Source organism: Sphingobacterium litopenaei (genome assembly GCF_014692495.1).
GTDB lineage: Bacteria > Bacteroidota > Bacteroidia > Sphingobacteriales > Sphingobacteriaceae > Sphingobacterium > Sphingobacterium litopenaei.
In genome coordinates, this window is sequence record NZ_JACOIJ010000018.1 from 1 (window position 1) to 22,632 (window position 22,632).

Annotated in this window: 17 protein-coding genes and 2 tRNA genes; 7 read left to right on the forward strand and 12 right to left on the reverse strand. The window is 36.0% G+C overall.

Translation table 11 applies throughout. From position 1 onward, the window contains the following. Positions 1-331: 331 nt before the first annotated feature. From H8B04_RS10210 to H8B04_RS10250, 9 genes are all read right to left on the reverse strand, one after another. A tRNA-Lys gene (locus tag H8B04_RS10210) sits at positions 332-404 on the reverse strand. A gap of 143 nt (positions 405-547) precedes the next feature. After that, positions 548-1,546: a GTPase ObgE gene (obgE, locus tag H8B04_RS10215; protein WP_165292109.1), complete on the reverse strand. Its 999-nt coding sequence runs from the start codon at positions 1,544-1,546 to the stop codon at positions 548-550. Between the two features lie 24 nt (positions 1,547-1,570). Continuing rightward, positions 1,571-2,146: an adenylate kinase gene (locus H8B04_RS10220; protein WP_165292110.1), complete on the reverse strand. Its 576-nt coding sequence runs from the start codon at positions 2,144-2,146 to the stop codon at positions 1,571-1,573. A gap of 75 nt (positions 2,147-2,221) precedes the next feature. Next, positions 2,222-2,295 (reverse strand) — tRNA-Arg (locus H8B04_RS10225). A gap of 187 nt (positions 2,296-2,482) precedes the next feature. Next, positions 2,483-5,677, reverse strand: a complete 3,195-nt coding sequence (locus tag H8B04_RS10230; RefSeq protein ID WP_165292111.1) for an efflux RND transporter permease subunit — start codon at positions 5,675-5,677, stop codon at positions 2,483-2,485. Between the two features lie 19 nt (positions 5,678-5,696). Further along, the gene (locus tag H8B04_RS10235) at positions 5,697-6,752 is read right to left on the reverse strand and encodes an efflux RND transporter periplasmic adaptor subunit (protein ID WP_165292112.1); all 1,056 of its coding nucleotides are present in this window, start codon (positions 6,750-6,752) and stop codon (positions 5,697-5,699) included. Between the two features lie 14 nt (positions 6,753-6,766). After that, entirely contained in the window at positions 6,767-8,113 is a 1,347-nt protein-coding gene (locus tag H8B04_RS10240; RefSeq protein ID WP_190302291.1) for a TolC family protein, read from the reverse strand. Positions 8,114-8,115: 2 nt separating this feature from the next. After that, positions 8,116-8,721: a TetR/AcrR family transcriptional regulator gene (locus tag H8B04_RS10245; protein WP_165292114.1), complete on the reverse strand. Its 606-nt coding sequence runs from the start codon at positions 8,719-8,721 to the stop codon at positions 8,116-8,118. Positions 8,722-8,848: 127 nt separating this feature from the next. Next, entirely contained in the window at positions 8,849-9,505 is a 657-nt protein-coding gene (locus H8B04_RS10250) for an NUDIX hydrolase (RefSeq protein WP_165292115.1), read from the reverse strand. A 237-nt stretch (positions 9,506-9,742) separates the two neighbouring features. Here H8B04_RS10250 and pfkA point away from each other — a divergent pair, with 237 nt between their 5' ends. From pfkA to gap, 3 genes are read left to right on the forward strand one after another with little or no spacing between them, the layout of a single operon-like run. Continuing rightward, complete coding sequence (gene pfkA / locus H8B04_RS10255; protein WP_190302292.1) at positions 9,743-10,726, forward strand: 6-phosphofructokinase; 984 nt, start codon at positions 9,743-9,745, stop codon at positions 10,724-10,726. A gap of 8 nt (positions 10,727-10,734) precedes the next feature. After that, on the forward strand, positions 10,735-11,583 hold the full coding sequence (locus H8B04_RS10260; RefSeq protein WP_165292116.1) for a hypothetical protein: 849 nt from the start codon (positions 10,735-10,737) through the stop codon (positions 11,581-11,583). A 4-nt stretch (positions 11,584-11,587) separates the two neighbouring features. After that, the gene (gap, locus tag H8B04_RS10265; protein WP_165292117.1) at positions 11,588-12,586 is read left to right on the forward strand and encodes a type I glyceraldehyde-3-phosphate dehydrogenase; all 999 of its coding nucleotides are present in this window, start codon (positions 11,588-11,590) and stop codon (positions 12,584-12,586) included. 161 nt (positions 12,587-12,747) lie between these two features. On the opposite strand, the gene H8B04_RS10270 is transcribed toward gap, so the two are convergent. Next, on the reverse strand, positions 12,748-14,646 hold the full coding sequence (locus H8B04_RS10270; protein WP_190302293.1) for a TonB-dependent receptor plug domain-containing protein: 1,899 nt from the start codon (positions 14,644-14,646) through the stop codon (positions 12,748-12,750). 73 nt (positions 14,647-14,719) lie between these two features. On the opposite strand from H8B04_RS10270, the gene H8B04_RS10275 reads away from it, so the two are divergent. Continuing rightward, positions 14,720-16,201: an aminotransferase-like domain-containing protein gene (locus H8B04_RS10275; protein WP_190302294.1), complete on the forward strand. Its 1,482-nt coding sequence runs from the start codon at positions 14,720-14,722 to the stop codon at positions 16,199-16,201. 131 nt (positions 16,202-16,332) lie between these two features. On the opposite strand, the gene H8B04_RS10280 is transcribed toward H8B04_RS10275, so the two are convergent. Together H8B04_RS10280 and H8B04_RS10285 are read right to left on the reverse strand one after the other, a co-directional pair. Next, a complete protein-coding gene (locus H8B04_RS10280) occupies positions 16,333-16,956 on the reverse strand; it encodes a hypothetical protein (RefSeq protein WP_190302295.1) in 624 nt (207 codons plus the stop codon). A 44-nt stretch (positions 16,957-17,000) separates the two neighbouring features. Further along, complete coding sequence (locus H8B04_RS10285) at positions 17,001-19,916, reverse strand: FAD-binding and (Fe-S)-binding domain-containing protein (protein ID WP_190302296.1); 2,916 nt, start codon at positions 19,914-19,916, stop codon at positions 17,001-17,003. A gap of 243 nt (positions 19,917-20,159) precedes the next feature. On the opposite strand from H8B04_RS10285, the gene H8B04_RS10290 reads away from it, so the two are divergent. The 3 genes from H8B04_RS10290 to H8B04_RS17500 all read left to right on the forward strand — a co-directional run bounded on the left by H8B04_RS10290 (position 20,160) and on the right by H8B04_RS17500 (position 22,420). After that, entirely contained in the window at positions 20,160-20,642 is a 483-nt protein-coding gene (locus H8B04_RS10290) for an Lrp/AsnC family transcriptional regulator (RefSeq protein ID WP_165292122.1), read from the forward strand. After that, positions 20,642-21,760 carry an EamA family transporter gene (locus H8B04_RS10295; RefSeq protein ID WP_190302297.1) on the forward strand — a complete coding sequence of 373 codons (1,119 nt, stop codon included), beginning with the start codon at positions 20,642-20,644 and terminating at the stop codon, positions 21,758-21,760. The genes H8B04_RS10290 and H8B04_RS10295 overlap by 1 nt, the downstream gene beginning before the upstream one ends. 396 nt (positions 21,761-22,156) lie before the next feature. After that, positions 22,157-22,420 (forward strand): GNAT family N-acetyltransferase, encoded by a 264-nt coding sequence (locus tag H8B04_RS17500; RefSeq protein ID WP_394354881.1) that lies wholly within the window; start codon positions 22,157-22,159, stop codon positions 22,418-22,420. The last annotated feature ends 212 nt before the right edge of the window (positions 22,421-22,632 follow it).

A 22,632-nucleotide genomic window follows, 5' to 3' on the forward strand; every position in this document is an offset into this window, starting at 1 on the left:
TTGCTGTTCTCATAGCCTGTCGGAGCAATATTAAGCTCATCTAAATAAATATGGAGTTGATTGTCAACTTGATCGACTTCTAAAATCTGAAAGTATTCCAAAAGCCCTTCGGGCAGCAATAAAGATAATAATTTACGTTCGGCTTCTTGCAAGGGATATCTGTATTAAGGATGCTAAACTAAGAAATTTTTAACACTCCCCCCAAGAATTCTGCTTGATCCCCGCAAAGCTCATCCACATACCCTGACCGATATTGTTCGAACCCTTGGGTTCTCGTGCAAAGCGGGCAAAACGAAAAAAGCCCAATCTTTCGATTGAGCTTTTTAGATTGTGATCCCGCTGGGACTCGAACCCAGGACCCATACATTAAAAGTGTATTGCTCTACCAGCTGAGCTACGGAATCTTACTTCTTTTTTGAAGTATCCTTCGTTGTTTGAAGTGATGCAAAGATAGCTATTTCATGCGTTTCTGCAAACTATTTTGCGTTTTTTATGGTAATTTTTAGCAAACTTACTGATTCTTAAACCGATAAATTTGCATCTTTTTTTACTCGTTAATAGCTTTCCAAAGCATATCTTTCAATTGCGTAATATTCTTACCCGCAACTGAAGAAATAAAGATGTAAGAAATATCTTTAGGAAGCTGTGCTTTCATTTCTTCTTCCAATTCCTCATCCAACATATCGGATTTGGTAACCGCCAAAAGACGAGGTTTTGCCAACATCTCAGGATTGTATGACTTCAATTCGTTCAACAAGATAGTATACTCCTCTTCTATCGTACGATCAGTATCGGCAGGCACCATAAACAACAATACCGAGTTACGCTCAATATGTCTCAAGAAACGGTAACCTAAACCTTTTCCTTCGGAAGCGCCTTCGATAATACCCGGAATATCCGCCATTACGAAAGATTTGTTGTCGCGGTATCCTACGATACCTAAATTTGGAACAAGCGTTGTAAACGGATAATTTGCGATCTCAGGCTTCGCGGCTGATACCACAGACAGTAAAGTAGATTTACCTGCATTCGGAAATCCTACCAAACCTACATCCGCCAATACCTTCAATTCCAAAATCACCCATTGCTCTTTACCGGGCATACCTGGTTGAGCAAAACGCGGTGTTTGTTGTGTAGCTGATTTGAAATTGTTATTTCCCAAACCACCTTTACCACCTGGAGTCAAGATTTTTGTTTCACCATCTTCGGTAATTTCAAAAATCACTTCTCCTGTTTCGGCATCTTTTGCTACCGTACCAAGTGGCACTTCTAAGATTTCATCCTTACCTGTCGCACCTGTACGCAATGCAGAACCACCACGCTCACCGTCTGCCGCAATAATGTGCTTACGGTATTTTAAGTGCAACAACGTCCAGTGCTGCGAAGAACCTTTTAGGATAATATGTCCACCACGGCCTCCATCACCACCGTCTGGCCCACCTTTCATTGTCGTTTTATCGCGATGCAAATGTGCAGATCCTGCCCCACCATGCCCCGAACGACAACACACTTTTACATAATCAACAAAATTTGAACCTTGAGCCATATATAGATGTATCTTTTTTAAAAATTATTTTTGGTAGCTATCAATTACAGCAGACAATTCAGCGAAGATAGTTTCGATCTCACCAATACCGTTTACTTTAGTTAACTTACCTTGTGCTTCGTAATAAGGCAATAGATGAATAGTTTTGCTGAAGTATTCCTCAATACGTTTTTTCAATTTATCGGCTGCATCATCCGCACGACCAGATATCTCTTGGCGTTTAGCGATACGTTGCGTCAACTCCTCTTCTGTCACATCCAAAGCCACCACACCAGAAATCGAAGTATCTATACTATCCAAAAATGCGTCTAATGCTTCTGCTTGTGCTACTGTACGTGGAAAACCGTCGAAGATAAAACCTGTTGCCAAAGGATTCTTTTTGATTTCCTCTTCCAACATAGCGATAGTAATCGAGTCAGGAACCAAATTACCTTCTGCAATGATTTGGCTTACTTGTTTTCCTAATTCAGTTTGATCCTTGATGTGTGCACGGAAAATATCTCCTGTAGAAATATGTACCAAATTGTATTTTGCAATAAGTTTTTCTGATTGAGTTCCTTTTCCTGCTCCTGGAGGACCGAATAATACAAGGTTTAGCATAGTTTTGATTATGTTTATTTTGTGACAAAATAAAAAGCCTAATCCTTGTTAGAATTAGGCTTTCAGTTAACTAAGTGCACTCCAAGGGAGTCGAACCCCTAACCTTCTGATCCGTAGTCAGACGCTCTATCCAATTGAGCTAGGAATGCTTCAACCATCACTTCCGGGTATAGCCTCTTCCGTTTTGGTGATGCAAATATAGGTAAAAAGCCTTTAATACCAAATTTTACAGCACTTAATTTAGTAAATAATTTTAAAATTTCAACTAACTCTGTGAATTTCAGGAATAAAAAAGGAGGAAAATTTCCTCCTTTTTTTAGATTTATCAAACAACTATTAGTGTTTTTCGACGTAATGTTCGTTAGGCACGTAATCCGCAACCATTTCAGCAGCATAATTTGTTGGTTCTGCTTTACCAAAACGGCGTTTTAAGCTATCCATTAATGAATATACTACGGGTACGACTACCAATGTCAAGAACATCGAAGATAATAGACCACCGATAATAACGATCGCCAAACCTCTGTTCATATCCGCACCATCACCTGTCGCAATAGCAATAGGAATCATACCGAATACCATCGCAATAGTTGTCATTAAGATTGGACGAAGACGCGCGTGGTTGGCAGCTACCAAGGAATCGTGTGTATTCATACCTTCTTCCTTACGGTGGTTCGCAAAGTCAACCAACATGATCGCATTCTTAGCCACCAAACCAATCAACATGATAATACCTAAGATCGTAAAGATGTTCAACGATTGATTCGTCAACGCTAAGGCTAATAAGGCACCGATGAATGATAAAGGAATAGAGAATAACACGACAAATGGTGTAGCAAAGTTGTCATACAAAGCAACCATTACTAAGTAAACCAAAATTAACGAAGCCATCAACGCAATACCCAATGTACCAAAACCTTCAGATTGGTTTTCCATGTTACCACCCCAAACGTATGATACACCTGCTTTACGAGGCAACTGACTGAATTTCTCTTCCCATTCTGCCGCAATAGTACCTGTAGGACGACCGATTACACCACCTTGTACCGATACAGCAGGCGATTTGTCGCGACGCTCTAACATCGTTGGACCAGAACTGTATTCTACTTCAGCAAACTGATCTAAGGAAATATTAGCACCTGTACTATTTGTGAATTTTAATTTTTTAACATCTTCTAAACTTGTACGTCCTTTATCATCAAATTGAATGTTAATGTCATACTCATTATCACCTGCACGGAATTTATTATCTGTATTACCAGAGAAAGCAGTTTGCATGGTCATACCTACTGAAGCCACATTTAAGCCTAATGAAGTCATTTTCTCACGGTCTACTTTCACCGAAATCTCCGGGTTACCTGATTCCGAAGTCAATTTCACATCACGAGATCCAGGAACTTCTCTTAATAAATCCGCAGCTTGTAAGGCAAATTCTTGTGCATCTTCTACTGTAGAACCAATGATGGTTAACTTCAATGGCGCTTGCTCCGCTCCCATGATACCTACTGGTACAGATTTGATTTTTGCACCCACTAATTTTGGTAGCAACTCATTACGCAATTGAACCGCAAATACTTTGGAGTTCATGCTACGTTTAGCCTCTTCTGTTAAGATAACGTGAATTTCGGACTTGTAACGAGAACCCGTTGCCGAACTCATACCACCTTCAGAAGATTGACCTACTGTCGTAATGATTTTTTCAATTTCTGGTTTTGAAGCTAAGATATCTTCTGCTTGACGCGTTAAGATGTTTGTTTTCTCCAAAGAAGCATCTTTTTCTAATTCAAATTGCATGAAGAACTCTCCTCTATCTGAGGATGGGAAGAAATCCGCACCAATAAATCCAGCAGGAACTAAGGCAATAGATGCAACGAACAATACTACAGAAACTAATAAAGTGATTACTTTATTACCTCTTGAACGCAATGACCATCTTAAGATATCCGAAATTTTGTGTGTAAACTTATCCAAACCAGCTTCGAAACCGTGAACGATTCTTCCGAAGAATGAAGTCTCACTTAAGTATTCTAGTTTACCGAAACGAGAGTACAACCAAGGCACTACAGTAAATGAAACTAATAAAGACAATAAGGTAGATATAATTACAGTCACACAGAACTGAGCCAAGATATTAGCCACTAAACCTGTAGACATCGCAATAGGTAAGAATACTACCACGATTACTAAAGTAATCGCTGTTACAGTAAAACCAATTTCCGAAGCACCATCATAGGCTGCACGAACTTTGTTTTTACCCATCTCCATATGACGGTGAATGTTTTCAATTACCACAATCGCATCATCGACCAAAATACCTACTACAAGAGATAAACCCAGTAAAGACATCAAGTTCAACGTATAACCCATTAGCAATAATCCAATGAATGTTGCAATCAATGACAATGGAATAGCCACCATCGTGATCGCCGCATTACGCAACGAGTGTAAGAAGAATAACATGATGAAACCTACCAACACAATCGCAATAACCAAGTCATGGATTACGTTGTCTGCAGCTGTCAATGTAAATTCTGATGAGTCATTTGCTACCGAAATCTTAACACCTTGTTCTGAATAATCTTTCTCTACCCCACCTATTACATTGCCCTCTTTGTCATACGTAGCAATTGTATTACGTACCAATTCCGACACTGCAACGGCATTCGCATCAGATTGCTTAAATACTTGCAACATGATCGTATTTTGACGGTCTACACGTGCAATTTTCTCAATTTCCACGATACCATCTTGTACATCCGCTACATCTCTCAAGAAAATAGTAATACCTGCAGGAGTAGTCAAAGGTAAATTTCGCAACTCATCAATACTTCTCACTTTACCCGCTAGACGAATAGTCGTACGGTTATCTTTAGAAGCGACATTACCTGTTGGGAAGTCCATGTTGGATGAAGCAATAGCTTGTTGTACCGCTGAGATACTTAATCCATAACCTTGGATCTTATCTGGATCAATTTTCACTTGAATCTCACGTTCTTCACCACCAAGCATATCTACTTTAGCGACACCATTGATACGCGCGAAAACAGGTTGAATTTTCGTATCCAATAAATCGTATAATTCTTTCTCTGTCAATTTGGATGTTACCGCTAAGCTCATGATAGCCACATCATCCAAAGAGAATTTATTTAACGATGGTGTCTTGGCATCATCTGGTAAGTCGTTGATAACGGAGTTGATTTTACGCTGCGCATCCGTCAACAGGAAGTTTACGTCTGCACCGTTATTCAAAGTTACCATCACGACTGATACCCCTTCTAATGAAGTAGACTCAATCTTTTTTACCATCTCCAAGGAGGCAACCGCATCCTCAATTTTTTTCGTTACTGTATTTTCAACCTCCGTAGGCGAAGCTCCTGGATAAACCGTTTGAATGGTAATTACATTCACCTCGAACTTTGGAATCAACTCATACCCCAATTGGGAATATGAGAATAGACCACCGAGCGTCAAAATGATGAATAACACCAAGATGATACTAGGTCGTTTTATCGATATTTCTGAAATTTTCATAATAGCTTTTTACCCAATCTTATTTAATAACTTCGATTGCAGTTTGATCTAACAAGTTAATTTGACCTGAAATGATTACTTGATCACCCGCGTTAAGACCGCTCAACACTTCGATGTTGTTACCAAAGTTTCTTCCTGAAACCACCTTAGTTTCGATTGCTTTACCATTTTTAGCAACAAATACTTTGTTGTCTGATACAGAACCTACAAAAGCAGTACGAGGAATTACTAATACGCTAGCTGCAGATTTGCCACCGAAATTAGCCGTACCGTACATTCCTGCACGAAGATCATTTCCTTTGTTAGCAACTTCTACTTCTACTGGAAAATTTAAGCTACCATCTGATTTAGGAGCGATAAATGTAATACGACCAGTATATGATTTATCTGTATAAACAGAAGCTGTTACATCTACAGATTGACCTACAGCTAAACTTGCCACATTTTTCTCATCTACGTTCACACGTAATTTCAACGAGCTTACGTTTACAATGTCAAAAGCTGGAGTTCCTGGATTTACATACGTTCCTGGCTCAATTTTACGTGCATTCACAATACCCGATACAGATGTTTTGATAGTTACATCACCAGCAGTTAATTTAGAACTACGTAAGTTGTTTTTTGCTGTTTCAAATTGCAATCTCGCTTGATCCAATTGTTGTTGTGTTACACCACCTGTTTTGTAAGCACTCTCAAAACGTTGTAAGTTTTGTTGTGCATTATCATAGTTTGCTTGCGCGTTAGCTACATTGACATTTAATTTATCACCCTCAACAATAGCTAAAGTCTGTCCTGCGCTCACACGAGAACCTTCGTCCACCAAAACTCTAACCACACGACCAGCTGCCTCCGCAGATACAGTTACTTCTTGCTTAGGCTCGAAAGTACCATTTGCTGCATAAGTACCATCTATAGATTCCATACGCGCTGTATCAATACGTACTGCTACATTTGCGTTAGTTTTTGCCGCTTCCTGAGTTACAGCGTCATTTTTTGCTTTGTTATTTTTTAAGATAAAAAAGATTCCTCCTAATGCTGCTGCGATAATAATTACCGTAATTATTGCACGTTTCATAATATATATTTAGTCTAATTTGCGTTTACTAATGTTTTTAATTGTCCGTTAGATTTTATCAACTGAATTTCAGCAACTTTGTATTTCAATAAAGCTGTGTTCAGATTGTTTTGCGCATCTGCATAAGCATTCTCTGCATCAAGCAATTCTGTCAACGTAGCTAAACCATTTGTGTAGTTGTTATTGGTATTGTCCAATACTTCTTTAGCCAAAGCTACATTACTTCTATTCGTATTGATTGTCAATAAAGAGTTTTTGATTTGTGTCTTCGCATTTTCATTTGCTAAGGAAAGACCCAATTTAGCATCCTGAATATCGACTTCTGTTTTTCTCAATTCGATATCAGCTTGTCTGATTTTCGAACGTGTAGAACCCCCATTAAAAATTGGAATAGATAAATTCAAACCTAATCCTGAGAAATTAGACCATTTGAAACCATCACTACCAAATGTAGGGAATATATTACCCATACCTAAATATCCAAAGTTACCTGTAAAAGATAAAGAAGGATAATAAGTAGAAACGATAGATTTACGATTCAATTCCAATAATTCAGTCTGTTTATTCAAAAGAGCGATTTCAGTACGGCTATTTACATCCGCTGTATCATACATTCTTTCTACTGAGATATCGAAAGTTTCCTCTGGTAATACAATGTCATTTGTAATGTCCATTCCGATAGCAAATTTTAAGGCATTTTCTTGAAGTTCTAATGCATTGATTACTTGCTGTCTTTGTGCCTCTAGATTATTTACCGCTACTGTTGTACGATCCAAATCAATTTTCTTACCTAAGCCCGCATCAACCAAACCCTTGATTACGTCACGAGTTTTACGTGTGCTTTCTAGATTGATATCTAAAGTTTTGAGTTGAAGTTGTGTTTGAAAAACCTCATAATAGCTATTCGCTACCTTCTCAATTAGATTCTCTTCAGTAAGCGTATTATTAATTTGATAAAATTCACGCGTAGTTTTAGCAGCTTTCAAACCAGTAAATAAGGATTGATTAAAAAGCTGTTGATTTACAGATACGGCTGCATTAGTTTGCCACTTTTGTCCAAAGGCAACCATAATTGTTTCTCCTGGTTCACCACCAAAAATTTCGGCTGGCAAAGCACTTTTTTGCAACAACGGATTATAATTAATGGAGCCATTAGCATTCACCTGCGGTAGAGCTCCTGATCGAACTTCGTCAATCTTATATTCGGCATTTTCTACATCCAAAGCAGATTTCTTCGCTTCAGCCTTGTTTTGCAAAGCATATTTTATTGCTTCTTGTAAAGTCAAGACCTCTTGCGCATTCGCATAAGAAGCACCAAACAGACCGGCTAATAAAACAGCTATTATTCTGATTCTTTTCATTATTATTTATTAGTAACTATTCGTTCTTCAAAAATTAACTTCACAGCCTTCATTTGACTGTCTAAAATATGATCCACATTTTCCAAATTCGGGATACCACACATGATATCTTTTACGGTATGTAGTAATCCTAAACCTTTAATAATATTGCGCAAAACCACACTTGACTCTTCAATATTATCCATCTTTAAGTTGCCAGCATCCACGGCTTTGTTCAAAAGCGTTTGTAACACTTCCAAATCTTTACATTCTATCTCATCAATAAACTCTGTAAAGGCATTATCTCGAATCCAATCTAGGTTTTCGTTAATGTAGAGCATGTAATGCTTACGCATATGCTCCGCACGAAACTTCAATAATGCAAATAACGTATCCAGCAAATCGCCGTTGTATGCCTCTATCATCTTCTCTTCTTGCGAAATCAAATTAGTAGAAATATAGCACACCACATCTTTTATCAAAGCAACTTTGTCTGGATAATAGTAATACAAGTTCGCCTTGGTGATTTTTAGGTCATCCGCGATTTCATTCATCGTAGTTTTTGAAAAACCATAATGTGAAAATCGACGCAAAGCAATCTCTATTATTTCCTCTTTTCTTTTATCCATTTTATATTTTTAACTTTTGACTTTTACAAAAGAATGTTCAAAAATACAAAACGTTTAAATAGAACGTAGAATTGCATTAAAAAAATACAATCCTCTGACAAAAAGTTTTGTTTAGTAATTATAACTGCTAGGTAAACAGTTTCAAGAACTTACGTTTATCTAATTTGTATAAACGCGCAGCCCGGTATGAGACACCAGTCTGATATTCATCCAATTCTTTAAGATAACCTAAGTTGCTCATTCGCTTTCTAAAATTACGCTTATCGAGCGTCTCTCCTAGAATAGCTTCATATATTTGTTGTAATTGTGTAAGCGTAAATTTTTCTGGCAGCAATTCAAAAGGAGCTGTAGAATAGTTGAGATTTCTTTTCAGCTTTTTTAATCCCAATTTTAGGATATCATTATGGTCAAAAGCCAATTCAGGCACTTCATTCACATCAAACCATTTTGCCTGACGCATATAGTTAGTAACTGGTTTCACTTTATTTTTGACATCATCATATCGCACCAATGCCATATAAGCTACCGTCAAAATACGTCCTTCAGGATGACGCTTCAAACCAGCCATCGCGGCTAATTGCTCTAAATAAATATTTTTTAATCCGGTGTGTTCATAGGCAATACGATTGACCGCTTGCTCCATTTCCTCTTGCTTGTCCACAAAATAGCCAGGCATAGCCCACCAATCACGATACGGGTATTCATTCCTCTCATTCAATAAGACTTTCAATTTACCTTCATGAAAAGTAAATATTAAACAATCTACTGTAAAAAATGATAACATGATTTTGCCCTTATAAAAATTTATTATTTCTTAATAATTTTCTGACATATGATCAATTTAATAATCTGTAATAATCATTAAATTGTAGCCATGAGTTAATCTTTATTTATTCATAGATTTTCTTGATTAACAGCGACAAGATGAACAAAAATCAGCAAACTAGCAAAAAAATATGGATAAAAATTTAATAGTGTAAAAAATACACATTATATTCGTACGAACTTAATCTAAATTACTTTGAAAAAAATTAATCGAATTGGAGTTTTTACTTCTGGTGGTGACGCACCAGGCATGAATGCCGCAATCAGAGCGGTAGTGAGAACTGCTATTTACAACGATATCGCTGTTACGGGTATTTATCATGGGTACCAAGGCATGATTGAAGGTTCATTTATCGAAATGAATCGTCGTTCAGTAAGTTCTATTATTCAAAAAGGTGGTACTATATTAAAATCAGCACGTTGTTTAGAATTTAAGACTAAAGAAGGAAGACAACTGGCATATAATAATCTTCAAGAGCAAGGAATAGATGCATTGGTTGCTATAGGTGGTGACGGTACATTTACGGGGGCTGACTTTTTTTCTAAAGAATACGACATTCCGGTAATGTGTATCCCAGGTACTATTGACAATGATTTGTACGGTACAGATTATACATTGGGATACGATACAGCCAATAATACCGTTATCGAAGCTATTGACAAAATCCGAGATACAGCTTCTTCACATAGCCGTGTTTTCTTTGTAGAGGTAATGGGAAGAGATTCTGGATGTATTGCCTTGAATGCAGGTATTGGTGGCGGAGCAGAAGCTATTTTGTTACCTGAATTGAATTCGGGTATTGACAGCTTGATTGAAGAGTTGGAATTTGCCGAATCACGCAAAAAAACTTCGATGATTGTCATCATTGCAGAAGGTGATAAAAATGGTGGAGCATACAATGTAGCTAAAATTGTCAAAGAAAAAATTAACCATCTTGATATAAAAGTTAGTATATTAGGACATTTGCAACGTGGAGGCGCTCCAAGTAGCTTCGACAGAGTACTTGCTACGCGAATGGGTTATAACGCAGTAAATGAGCTTATCAAAGGCAATACACGTGGTACTTTAGGAATTCGTGGCAACCAAATAATAATAACTCCACTAGAAGAAGCGTTAAACAATAAAGAGTTCAAGTTGGACGAGGAATTGTTAGAGATTGCAAACGTAATGAACAAATAATATTCCATATGATATTAGTAATTTTCACTGGATCGAGATATGCTGATTGGCGCCTAGCTGAAAAAGGAAGACTGCTACATGGTTTTCGCACAGCAGGAATCAACTCGTATATTCAGGATGAAAATTTTATCAATCAATTGTTGAATAAGAACACCGATCTGCTATATAATGCAGAGCGCGTGAAAAAGATTTTCTTTTTCGGTGCCGGAGCATCTTCTAAAGAACGTCAGCAAAAAATTGAACGTGTATTTTCGACTTTCTTCAAAAATGCAAAAGTAAAAGTAGCGCACGATTTGGATGCTTCTGCCCTATCGACTTTTGGAGATGAAAAAGGAATTGTTGCTATAATAGGATCAGGTTCTAACGCCGCATATTATACAGGAAAGAAAATTATTCCGAATAATTATGGTTTAGGCTATATTTTAGCGGATGAAGGATCGACAAACTGGATTGCACAGCAGGTACTTCGCGATTATTTGACTGATGCCATGCCAAATGGTTTTCGCGAAAAGTTAGATGAAAAATACAATTTGGATAGAAAATATATTTTGGAAAAATTATATAATAATCCAAACCCAAATATATTTCTTACTTCATTTGCAGATTTCTTCTACGAAAATCGTTTCGAACCATATTTAACAAATATCATTAAAAAAGGTCTTGATCTATTTATCACTACCTATATTCTACCTTTGCTCGATCAATATCCAGACTCCCCTATAAGTTTGACTGGATCCGTAGCACATAATTATCAAGATTGGTTGATGGAATATGCAAAGGAATATCATTTGAATATCCAAACTATAAATAAAGAACCTATTCAAAATCTAATAAAATATTACATTAATAAAAATTAAGAAAATGAAAATTGGAATTAACGGATTTGGCCGTATTGGTCGTTTAGCTTTCAGAGCTGCTGTGAATCGTGCTGATATCGAAATCGTAGGTATCAACGATTTAGTAGAACCAGATTACATGGCTTACATGTTAAAATATGATTCTACGCACGGTAAATTTGATGGCACTGTAGAGGTGAAAGATGGCAACTTAGTAGTAAACGGTAAAACTATCCGTGTAACTGCTGAGAAAGATCCTGCAAACTTGAAGTGGAACGAAGTTGGTGCTGACGTTGTTATCGAATCAACAGGTTTATTCTTAACTCAAGAAACTGCTCAAAAACATATCGACGCTGGTGCGAAAAAAGTTATCATGTCAGCTCCTGCTAAAGATGACACACCTACTTTCGTAATGGGTGTAAACCACAAAGAATTAACTGCAGATCAAAATATCGTTTCTAACGCATCTTGTACTACAAACTGTTTAGCTCCTATTGCTAAAGTATTACATGATAAATTCGGTATCGTTGAAGGTTTGATGACTACTGTTCACGCGGTGACTGCTACTCAAAAAACTGTTGACGGTCCTTCAGTGAAAGACTGGAGAGGTGGACGTGGTGCTTACCAAAACATCATCCCTTCATCTACAGGTGCTGCTAAAGCAGTAGGTTTAGTATTGCCTTCTTTGAAAGGTAAATTAACTGGTATGTCTTTCCGCGTTCCTACAGCTGACGTTTCTGTTGTTGACTTAACAGTACGTTTAGATAAAGGTGCTTCTTACGAAGATGTTAAAAACGCAATGAAAGAAGCTTCAGAAGGTGAATTGAAAGGTATCTTGGGTTACACTGAGGATGAAGTTGTTTCAACTGACTTCTTAGGTGACGCACGTACTTCCATCTTCGATGCTAAAGCTGGTATCTCATTGAACGATAACTTCGTGAAAGTTGTATCTTGGTACGATAACGAATGGGGTTATTCAAACAAAATCATTGATTTAGCTCAAGAAGTAGGTAAATTCATTTAATAATTTACCCTATTACTCATAGAAAAAGCATCTGAAATCAGATGCTTTTTCATTAACACTCATTTTAAGTTAATAATCTATTGGTATAATCTATTCACATATAACAAATTTATGTAAATAGCATCATCCGAATTATACCTAATCATCGGTATTTTAACGACTTACAAACTTAAACGTATCCCGAAGGAAAACCAACGCTTAGGCATCAATACCGCGCCTGATTCTTGATAAGAAGCATTCGCTATATTAATCACATCACCATAGATATTCCAATGATGTATTGTATAACCTAATCTTACATCAGACACAAAATAAGGTTTGTTCAATTCTCTTTTGATCCAGCGATTCCCAGTGCTAAACTCCCAATTGCGTGCATTGTATAGTATTCTCAGCAAAGCTTGATGCTTGAGACTTTCTAATACGTATTTTGATATTATTCCTGTTTGGTAAGACAAATCTTCTGGAGAAAGGTAATTATACCCCAAGACATATTTTAAGCTTCTGTCAAAACCAATCACATATACTCGACTTAAAGATGCACTTACACCATGCATTTTATTATTACCTAAATTTAAAGGCTGATAAGGAATTTTACTTATTTCCGTTGGATCAGTCACATTTCCTGCGTTTTTGGTCCAATCTACAAAGTCATTAATATCTCTATAGAAATAGCGTATTTCTAATTGCGTTCCGCCTATTTTTCCTTGCAAGGAAGTTTCGTATTGCCAGGCATATTCGGATTTCAAATCAGGATTACCCACATTAGCGGGTTGCTTCAAATATAAATCTGTAAAAGATGGAATGCGTTGACTTTTGCCTACATTAAGGTTAAGTTTCCAATTCGGGATAAATTGGTAGCCCACATCAACTCCAGGATAAACTTCCCAACCGTATTTACTATTGTAATTACTATAAGCTCCTACATGCAAAGTCAACTTTGACAATAATTCTGTTCTATATTCTAGATAAGAACCAAAATTCTCGCGCGTATGGTTACCTAGATTATTACTTTTCACATCTTCATCACGTAATTCCAATCCCAATCCAAATTGACCAAGTGAAGTTGTCAATCTACTGTTTAACTCCAATGATAGCGCATTATTTTTATGTTCAGAACGCGCTTTACTCAAATCATTTCTATAATAGCGATAGTCATCCGAATTATAGCGGTTTGAAATACGTGGACTTATGTAGAATTTCTCACCAAAATAGTGTTTGGTAGAAAAATGAGCAAAAGCTGTTCTGACTATTTCGTAAGATTCCTTGTCACCAGGTGCAGCATAATATCCATTTGCTCCAAATTCATTGTCAATATATCCCGCTGACCAATCTAAAGAGTTGCTTGCATTAAGATTATACGCTCCTTGATAATATAAACGCATATCTTCTGTAGCACTATTGTAACGTTGTCCATTAGTTTTATTTGTAGATAATGAAATAAGATTTTGAAAATCCTTATTTCCTAATTGTGCTACCACTTGAGCACCTCCACCCCAATATTTACCTGAACCATCGCCTTCTTCTTTATTTTCCAATGAAGAGCCTCCTTGCAGGTGAACAGTTAAGGAATTTTTAGCAAAAGATTTTGTAACGATATTGATTGCTCCTGTTAAAGCATTGACTCCATACACACGAGCCATTGGTCCACGAAGCACTTCTATACGTTCTATTGCGTCTAATGCCACCGGAATATTCATCGTATGATGTCCAGTTTGCGGATCAGAAATTTTCACACCATTTAGTAATATCAAGGCCTGCTCGAATGTTCCTCCATCAATACTAATATCCGCTTGGGTACCAAAAGGACCGCGCTGACGTACATCCACCCCATTGATAAAAGCCAAGACTTCACTAATAGATTTTACGGGCATCTGAGAGATATCTTGGGCGGTAATAATTTCAATATTTTTATTGCGTTCTGCAAATGGAATTTGGAAACGATTCTCAGAAATAACTACTTCGGAGATAGAATCCTTTCGCAAGGTATTGTCAGTTTGTGCATACATACAGTTCGTACAAATAATCCCAGCAATAGAAAACAACATTTTATTTGAATACATAGAGCTAATAATTTTTAAAGTCCTGCAAATGTGGTATCTTTTCATCATATTAAAATAGTCCAGTTTAAAAACAATGAATAGTCCAGTTTTACAAAATATCTTAGCTTATATAAAGATTAATAAAATGGAAGCTACTGCCATTTATTTACAAATCGCACAAGGCTTAATTAATGCCATACAAACAAAAGCTGTTAAAACTGGAGATAAATTACCAGGTACCAGAACTTTAAGCGAAAAACTATATCTCCATCGCAAAACAGTTGTGGCCGCATATGACGAACTAGTCGCCCAAGGTTGGATTGATATTATACCTCAAATAGGTGCTTTTGTGTCTAACAAAAAAATTAAAACTACTTCCATACAGCTTACGGAGAAGGCTTTTAATTCAATTAAAACTCCTTATGAAGTAATGGAAAATTATATACTGGATTCACCTTACATTCCAATTGCAACAGATTTATATTTTACAGATGGAACAGGAGATTTTAGGTTATTGGATTTTAAAATTTTGACTCAAATTTTCAATGCGCTAACAAAAAAGAAAACCACAGCTTGCGCTATTAATAAGAATTTTCATGTACAAAATATGAATTTAAAGCAACAATTCCTAAATTATTTGTATATCACCAAAAGATTTACAATTCCAGAAAATCAGCTACTAATCTTCCAAAATAATCAAATTGCTTTTCAAAGTATTTTACAAACTCTCTTTCGTCCAAATGATACTGTCATCGTAACTGAGATTGGGCATTTTGAAACCAATATGAAATTAAAACATGCCCAAGTTAATCTAATTACTGTTATTACAAATCAAGATGGAATAGATCTACAACATTTTAAGTCAATACTTAATAAACAAAAAATACGAGCCCTCTATATTCAAACAAATCAGCTTTATCCTACTACTATATCTTTGACAGAAGAAAATAAAAAGCAATTAATAGAATTAGCATATGAACATCAGTTCATCATCATTGAAGATGATAATGGGACTGATTTTGTATACCATAAAAATCAAATTTCTACGCTAAAAAATCTTGACAGCAAAGGTTCTGTCGTTTATGTGAATTCGCTCAAAGACCTATTCCCTCATCCATACGATTTAGCCTATATTATTGTACCCGAAAATCTAATCCTAGAATTATCCAAAGCGCAAAATATATGGCAGTCAACTGCTATGTATCTTATAGAAGAAACTCTTGCAGAATATATAAATGAAGGATTATTATTACGGCAGTTGCAAAAACAAACTAAGATTTACCAAAAAAGAAGAGATTATTTTGCCTCCATCTTAGATCAGCATTTCGAACAAAGTATCCATTTTGAAAAACCTGAAATTGGATTAGGATTTTGGATTCAATTAAATAAGCGAATTTCTTTGCTTGCCATTGCCAATCTTTTGCGAGCAAAAAATCTCACGCTTCCAAATTATCTGCTTTATCAAAATAGAGATTTAACAGCACTTCGATTAGGCTTCGCGCACCTAAATGAACAAGAAGCCGAAGAAGCGACGACATTATTAAGTAAAGGTATTTATGAGTATATGTATAATTAAAACCTTCTTACGTATTTATATCACTTAGATGAAAAATACAGAAGTGCCTGGCAAGTAGCTAATTAAAATAAAAAAGAGGAAAGTTTTTTTTGCAGCTTCCCTCTTTCTCAATGTAATTTTGATTAAATATTTTATTTTCCTTCTAAAGCAGACAAAAATTGAGCTCTATAAGAAGCATCCTTCTCGCCGATTTCGAAAGAGCGTTTGTATAAATCCAATGTAACAAACACTTCGGCAGGTTCTCCGATCGAATTGTCAAAGAATAATTTAAAGCTATAAGTCGATTTTTTGGTTAAATCTACTTCAATAGTATTAGATGAAAATACTGTAGGTTCTATTACTGCACTTGAAAAAGCGCCTGAAGATTGACTTCCGAATATTGTAGCTAAAGATTTTACCAAAGCATCTGATTCAGCGCCGATAGACGATAATTTTAGAGCTCCTCTTACAAAACCATCTTCAACAGGTCTTCCTTGACCATTTACACCTGGCTTGATATTCTTCAATACTTCCACTTGCAGACCAACAGTATCTTGTTCGAATACAGATTTTGCAACATAGATGTGCGAAGAATCCGTTTGTGACTCATCTACAATTCTCAAGAACAATTGCTGTTTTACAGCAGTCTTATCGTTGGTAAACTTTTCCAAAGACGGACCTGTTGCACTTTGTGACGAATTCGTCGAATTTCCGCAACTTGCGAATAGTAATGCCGCCAATACTCCTGCTGACAATGTGGATTTTATAGCTTTCATAATACTTACTTTACTAATTAAAGCATTCAAATTACGATAAAGTTTTATTTAATTAAAGCATTATACAAAATTTCGACTGGATGGAAGGATTTACGCGCCGCACCATCTTTGATTTGATGACGACAAGATGTTCCCGCTGCCGCAATAATCGTATCCTCTTTAGCAGATCGTACCGCTGGCAATAACACCAATTCCGCTACTTTCATAGAAATATCGTAATGCTCCTTTTCGTAACCAAAAGATCCTGCCATACCACAACAGCCCGATGGAATTACCTCAACCGTATAATTTGCAGGGAATGAAAGAACTTTTTCTGTAAATCCAACCAAGTGAAAGGCTTTTTGGTAACAGTGACCATGTAATTTGATATGTTGTTTTTCTGCTGAAAATTGTTCTGGATGAATATTTCCTTTGTCTATTTCTTGAGCTAAAAATTCATCAACCATCAAAGCATTTGCGGCAATCTTTTGCGCATCAGCTTTTAAGTCCGCATCCACCAATGTCAAATATTCATCTCGGAAAGTAATAATTGCCGAAGGCTCAATACCCAATAAAGGTGTTTCAGCTGAAATTTTATCTTTTAGCATAGATACATTGGCATTTGCCAATTTCTTCGCTTCTTTGACAAATCCTTTAGATAAATAAGTTCTACCACTTTCTTTATGTGGCGCAAACAACACTTCATAACCTAAAGCAGTCAGTAATTTATAAGCAGTCTGTCCAATGCTTGTATCATTATAATCCGTAAACTCATCACAGAAAAGGTATACTTTACGTTTTGAAATCGGTGTATTTTGCTTTTTCAACCATTGTTTCAAGGTTGTACCTGACACTTCTGGTAATGACCTATCAGGCGCAAAACCAACAACTTGCTTGATAAGACTTGAAGTAAATTTATTTTGCGAAAAGAAGTTATAAAGTGGAGCTACTAAAGAACCTAACTGCTGAGATTTGGTGAAATTAGCAATCACTTTCGAACGGAATGGAGCACCATTCGCATCATAATAATGTTGCAAAAATTCCGCTTTCATCTTGGCCACATCCACACTAGATGGACATTCAGTTTTACAGCCTTTACAGCTTAAACATAAATCCATCACTTCTTTGATTTCCTCGTGATCGAAACGATTTTGTTTAGTTGAATTCGTTAAGAATTGACGCAACATATTTGCTCTTGCGCGTGTCGTATCCTTTTCATTGCGTGTAGCCATGAATGAAGGACACATAGTTCCACCACTAATTTCTGTCTTTCGACAGTCTCCCGAACCCGAACATTTTTCCGCTAAACGAAGAATGCTTTCATCTTTCGTAAAATCAAAATAGGTTTTGATTTCTTTGCCATCAACGACCTTGTCATAGCGCAGGGACGTATCCATAGGTGGCGTGTTAACGATTTTATTGGCATTAAAAATACCTTTTGGATCGAAGATATTTTTTACGTCTTGTAATAAAGCATAAACTTTATCACCCAAAACTTTACCAATAAATTCTCCTCTCAAACGTCCATCACCGTGCTCACCACTCAATGAACCATTATATTTCAATACCAAATCTGTTGTTCTTTCCAGAATCGAACGGAACTGTCGACGACCTTCTGAAGATTTAAGATTTACGAATGGTTCAATATGCAGCTCTCCCGCTCCAGCGTGTGCATAATACGAGGCATGAACACCCTCATCTTTTAATAGCTTTTGCACATCAGCAACATAAGCTGGCAAGTCTACAGGTGAAACTGCACAGTCTTCAATTAGATTAACGGGCTGCTCATCACCTGGAAGATTACGAATCAAACCAAGTCCCGCTTTACGTACATCCCAAACCAAATTCGTTTGTTTTGGACCTAAAACTAATGGATACGCATAACCTAAACCTTTTGCTTGTAATTCCTGCTTTAAAGCTTCCGCACGACGAACAATCTCATCTTCGTTATCCGCTCTAAATTCAACTATTAATAATGCTTTCGGATCTCCTTGGATGAAAAAACGATTGTATTGGTAAGTTGGATGTCCTACCGTAAAATCCAAAATGTATTTATCAACCAACTCTGAAGCTTCAGGATTATGCGACAAAGCAACAACGTTACCATGCATACATTCAACCATGTCTGCAAAGTGAACACACAATAAACCAATTTCTTTTGGAGGAAGTGGACGCAATTTGATTTTTGCTTCAGTCACTATACCGATAGTACCTTCAGAACCTGCCAATAGATTACACAAGTTGAAAGGTTTAGTATTATCTACTAAATAATCCAAGGCATAACCTGTATTCCGACGCGTTATATCTTTTTTCGGATAGCCTGAATTAATAATTTCTATGTTTTCTTGATTGCTTATAATATCATTCAGCTGACGATAAATTTCACCTTCACGATCTTTTTGAGAAAGCTTTGCAAAATATTCCTGAGGATTTAATTCTTTGAATACAACCTCAGTACCATCATTCAACAGAACACTTGCTTCCAATAGATTTTCACGCGTATCTCCCCAAACAATTGAGTGTAATCCCGAAGAATTGTTACCAATCATACCGCCCACCATCGCTCTACTTGCTGTAGACGTTTCGGGACCAAACATGAGTCCATATGCCCTCAGATACGCATTCAAATCGTCCCGAATGACACCTGGTTGAACACGTGCCCACTGTTCTTGCTCATTTACCTCTAAAATTTTATTGAAAAACTTAGATACATCAACGATAATACCTTTTCCCACAACCTGTCCAGCCAAAGAAGTTCCCGCTGTACGTGGTATCAAAGTAATTTGATTAGTATTCGCAAAATCAATTAACTTGTTTAGATCCGACTTTGTATAAGGAATAGCAACAGCTAGAGGTTTTTCTTGATATACAGAGGCATCCGTAGAATAAGCTACTAAGATGGTTTGATGTTTTGGATTGTTTTCTTGAAAATATAACTCTCCATCTAATTCAGTATTCAGTTTTTCTAAAGATAGTAACATACTTCGTATAAAAAATGAGCAATAACATAACAAATCTACGTAAAGTATGTTATTTTTGATAATATATACATCTATTTATTTTATGTTTTTTCGTGTTTATTTTTAAATAACGCACAAAAACGCAAATCAATTATAAAAGTATTTGTCGAATTTCAATACACCACATAAATTAAACTGAATTTAATTCTATAAAATTATTTAAATTTTGAATTATGTTCTGAAATTTTGTAATTTTGCAGAATTATGGGAAAATTAGAAGTTTCATTAGATCATATTGATTATCAGATATTACGCATTATGCAAAATAATGCTAGAACTAATAATGCAGATATAGCCCGCGAATTAGGAATGGCTCCTTCGGCTATTTTGGAACGCGTTAAGAAATTAGAGCAAAAAGAAGTGATTTTACAATACAATGCCAAGATCAACCCTGTGGCTTTAGACCAAAATTTACTTTCTTTTATATTTATTAAAACATCTGATATCATAGGCGAGCAAGGTGTCGCCTATTTATTAGCTGAAATACCTGAAGTGCAAGAAGTGCATGATATCGCAGGAGACGATGGTTATTTAATTAAAGTACGCACAAATGATGCTGCAGGTTTAGTAGACTTGATGCGCAACACATTGGGAAAAATAGAAGGTATCATCTCTACCCGTACAACTATCGTTTTAGAAACTGTAAAAGAAGAACAAAAATTAGTTATTCCAACACAAACAGCATAATGGAAGAAAATAAAGCATCCTTAGCCAAAATTATAGTAGCCTATCTGATTGTATATATCGTTTGGGGATCTACCTTTTTCTTTATTGAGGAGGCTTTGCGATCTTTCACACCTTTTGTATTAGGATCCATTCGATTCATAATCGCAGGTTCGTTATTGATGGGCTATTGCAAATTGCGTGGGTATAAGATTTTTAACAAAGCAGATGTAAAACAAGCTGTATTTGTTGGTTTTTTATTACTATTTGTGGATATGGCTGCCATCATTTGGTCCGAGCAATATATTTCAAGCGGTATTGTATCCATATTATCGGCTGCAACGGCTATTTGGTTTATTATTCTGGATAAGCCCAAGTGGAAAGAAAACTTTTCGAGCATCCCTACCCTTTTGGGATTATTTTTTGGTTTCGCAGGTGTGGTGATGCTATTCGCAGAACAACTAATGACGAATGAAATCCCACAAGAAGAGCGTTCTCAAAATCTTACAGCCATGCTGGTATTGACATGCGGAACTATTGGATGGACCATAGGATCATTGTATTCGAAATATAATCAAAAACCTAAATCAGTAGATAAGGAAAAGAAAAAGGAAGCTTCCTTAAATGTAATGGTCAAAACAGCTTGGCAAATGGTCACTGCTGGTTTTGCTTTCACAATAGTCGCTTTGTTAACTGGAGAATATAGTCGCTTTGATTATACACAGGTTCACGTAGCAGATTGGGGTGCTATGCTTTATTTGGTGCTGATGGGTTCCATATTAGCATTCAGTTCATATATCTGGTTATTGCAAGTTCGGCCTGCCACAGAAGTGAGTACATATGCCTATGTCAATCCTATAGTAGCGTTATTATTGGTTCATTTCTTTACAGACCATCAGGTAACGGTATTACAGATTGCTGGATTGGCAATTGTATTAATTTCCGTCCTCTTAATGAATTGGAACTTATACAAAGACAACAGAACCATACGTGCGATACGTTACCGTAAGAAACTCAAAAAATTACGAAACATGGCACCAAAGAGCAGTATACCGCGCATTGTAGAAGTTGCAGACTTCCAACGAAAACAAAAAGAAAAAGCGGCAAAAAAAGATAGAGAGAAAGAAAAGAGCAATTCATAAGAATTGCTCTTTTCTCTTATGTAAATTTCTTTATAAAGTGCAAAATCAATAATTAATATTTCTCTATATTGTGTTAATTTTATTTGATTTACCAAATAGCCAATTCTTTAAACAATTATATTCTGCACTGAATTTAGACATAATTCTTATGCAACATACAATGGACAGAATTCAGAGGGCATTACTCAAAAAAAAAAAAAAAAAATAATGACAAGTAATCTTAAAATACAACTTAAACCAACAAGAATAATTGACTTACCTATATTGTTTCAATTTTAACTTGATGAGGAAAGTGGATATTTAGCCGCATTTATGCCCTAGGATGTCACAGATGAAGAAGCATATTTAAGCAAATACACTAAATTACTAAGTAATTCAACTGTAAATCATCAAACCATTTGGTTTGAAAACAATATTGTAGGAAGTGTTTCTAAATTTATAATTCATGAAGACAACGAAATTACCTATTGGATAGATAAAAAGTACTGGGGAAAAGGTATTGCTACTCATGCACTAAAATTATTTTTAGCATCGGAAATAGAAAGACCAATTTTCGGAAGAGTGGCTTTTGACAATTTCAGGTCGCAAAAAGTATTAGAAAAATGCGGATTCTTAAAAGTTGGTAGTGACAGAGGATTTGCTAATGCTAGACAAAAATAAATTGAAGAATTTATTTACAAAATAGTTTGACATATAATCATAACCTTTTTGATCGAATACCTAAAGGACTTTAAAAATAAATGTTACAACTGAATTTTAAAAAGATCTATCTAAACTTAATAAAAGCATAATTATTGTGTCCAAATATTTATTATATTGAATAACAATCATAAGGTTTACCTATTGAAATTAATCTATAAAAAGCTACTTAG

What these genes read in the sequence shown, in the direction of transcription:
- H8B04_RS10245 (WP_165292114.1), bottom strand. Translation starts at nt 8,721, where the DNA reads ATGGATAAAAGAAAAGAGGAAATAATAGAGATTGCTTTGCGTCGATTT.
- H8B04_RS10275 (WP_190302294.1), top strand. Translation starts at nt 14,720, where the DNA reads ATGAATAGTCCAGTTTTACAAAATATCTTAGCTTATATAAAGATTAAT.
- H8B04_RS10295 (WP_190302297.1), top strand. Translation starts at nt 20,642, where the DNA reads ATGGAAGAAAATAAAGCATCCTTAGCCAAAATTATAGTAGCCTATCTG.
- H8B04_RS10270 (WP_190302293.1), bottom strand. Translation starts at nt 14,646, where the DNA reads ATGTATTCAAATAAAATGTTGTTTTCTATTGCTGGGATTATTTGTACG.
- obgE (WP_165292109.1), bottom strand. Translation starts at nt 1,546, where the DNA reads ATGGCTCAAGGTTCAAATTTTGTTGATTATGTAAAAGTGTGTTGTCGT.
- H8B04_RS10280 (WP_190302295.1), bottom strand. Translation starts at nt 16,956, where the DNA reads ATGAAAGCTATAAAATCCACATTGTCAGCAGGAGTATTGGCGGCATTA.
- H8B04_RS10235 (WP_165292112.1), bottom strand. Translation starts at nt 6,752, where the DNA reads ATGAAACGTGCAATAATTACGGTAATTATTATCGCAGCAGCATTAGGA.
- H8B04_RS10220 (WP_165292110.1), bottom strand. Translation starts at nt 2,146, where the DNA reads ATGCTAAACCTTGTATTATTCGGTCCTCCAGGAGCAGGAAAAGGAACT.
- H8B04_RS10260 (WP_165292116.1), top strand. Translation starts at nt 10,735, where the DNA reads ATGATATTAGTAATTTTCACTGGATCGAGATATGCTGATTGGCGCCTA.
- H8B04_RS10240 (WP_190302291.1), bottom strand. Translation starts at nt 8,113, where the DNA reads ATGAAAAGAATCAGAATAATAGCTGTTTTATTAGCCGGTCTGTTTGGT.
- H8B04_RS10285 (WP_190302296.1), bottom strand. Translation starts at nt 19,916, where the DNA reads ATGTTACTATCTTTAGAAAAACTGAATACTGAATTAGATGGAGAGTTA.
- H8B04_RS10290 (WP_165292122.1), top strand. Translation starts at nt 20,160, where the DNA reads ATGGGAAAATTAGAAGTTTCATTAGATCATATTGATTATCAGATATTA.
- gap (WP_165292117.1), top strand. Translation starts at nt 11,588, where the DNA reads ATGAAAATTGGAATTAACGGATTTGGCCGTATTGGTCGTTTAGCTTTC.
- H8B04_RS10230 (WP_165292111.1), bottom strand. Translation starts at nt 5,677, where the DNA reads ATGAAAATTTCAGAAATATCGATAAAACGACCTAGTATCATCTTGGTG.
- H8B04_RS10250 (WP_165292115.1), bottom strand. Translation starts at nt 9,505, where the DNA reads ATGTTATCATTTTTTACAGTAGATTGTTTAATATTTACTTTTCATGAA.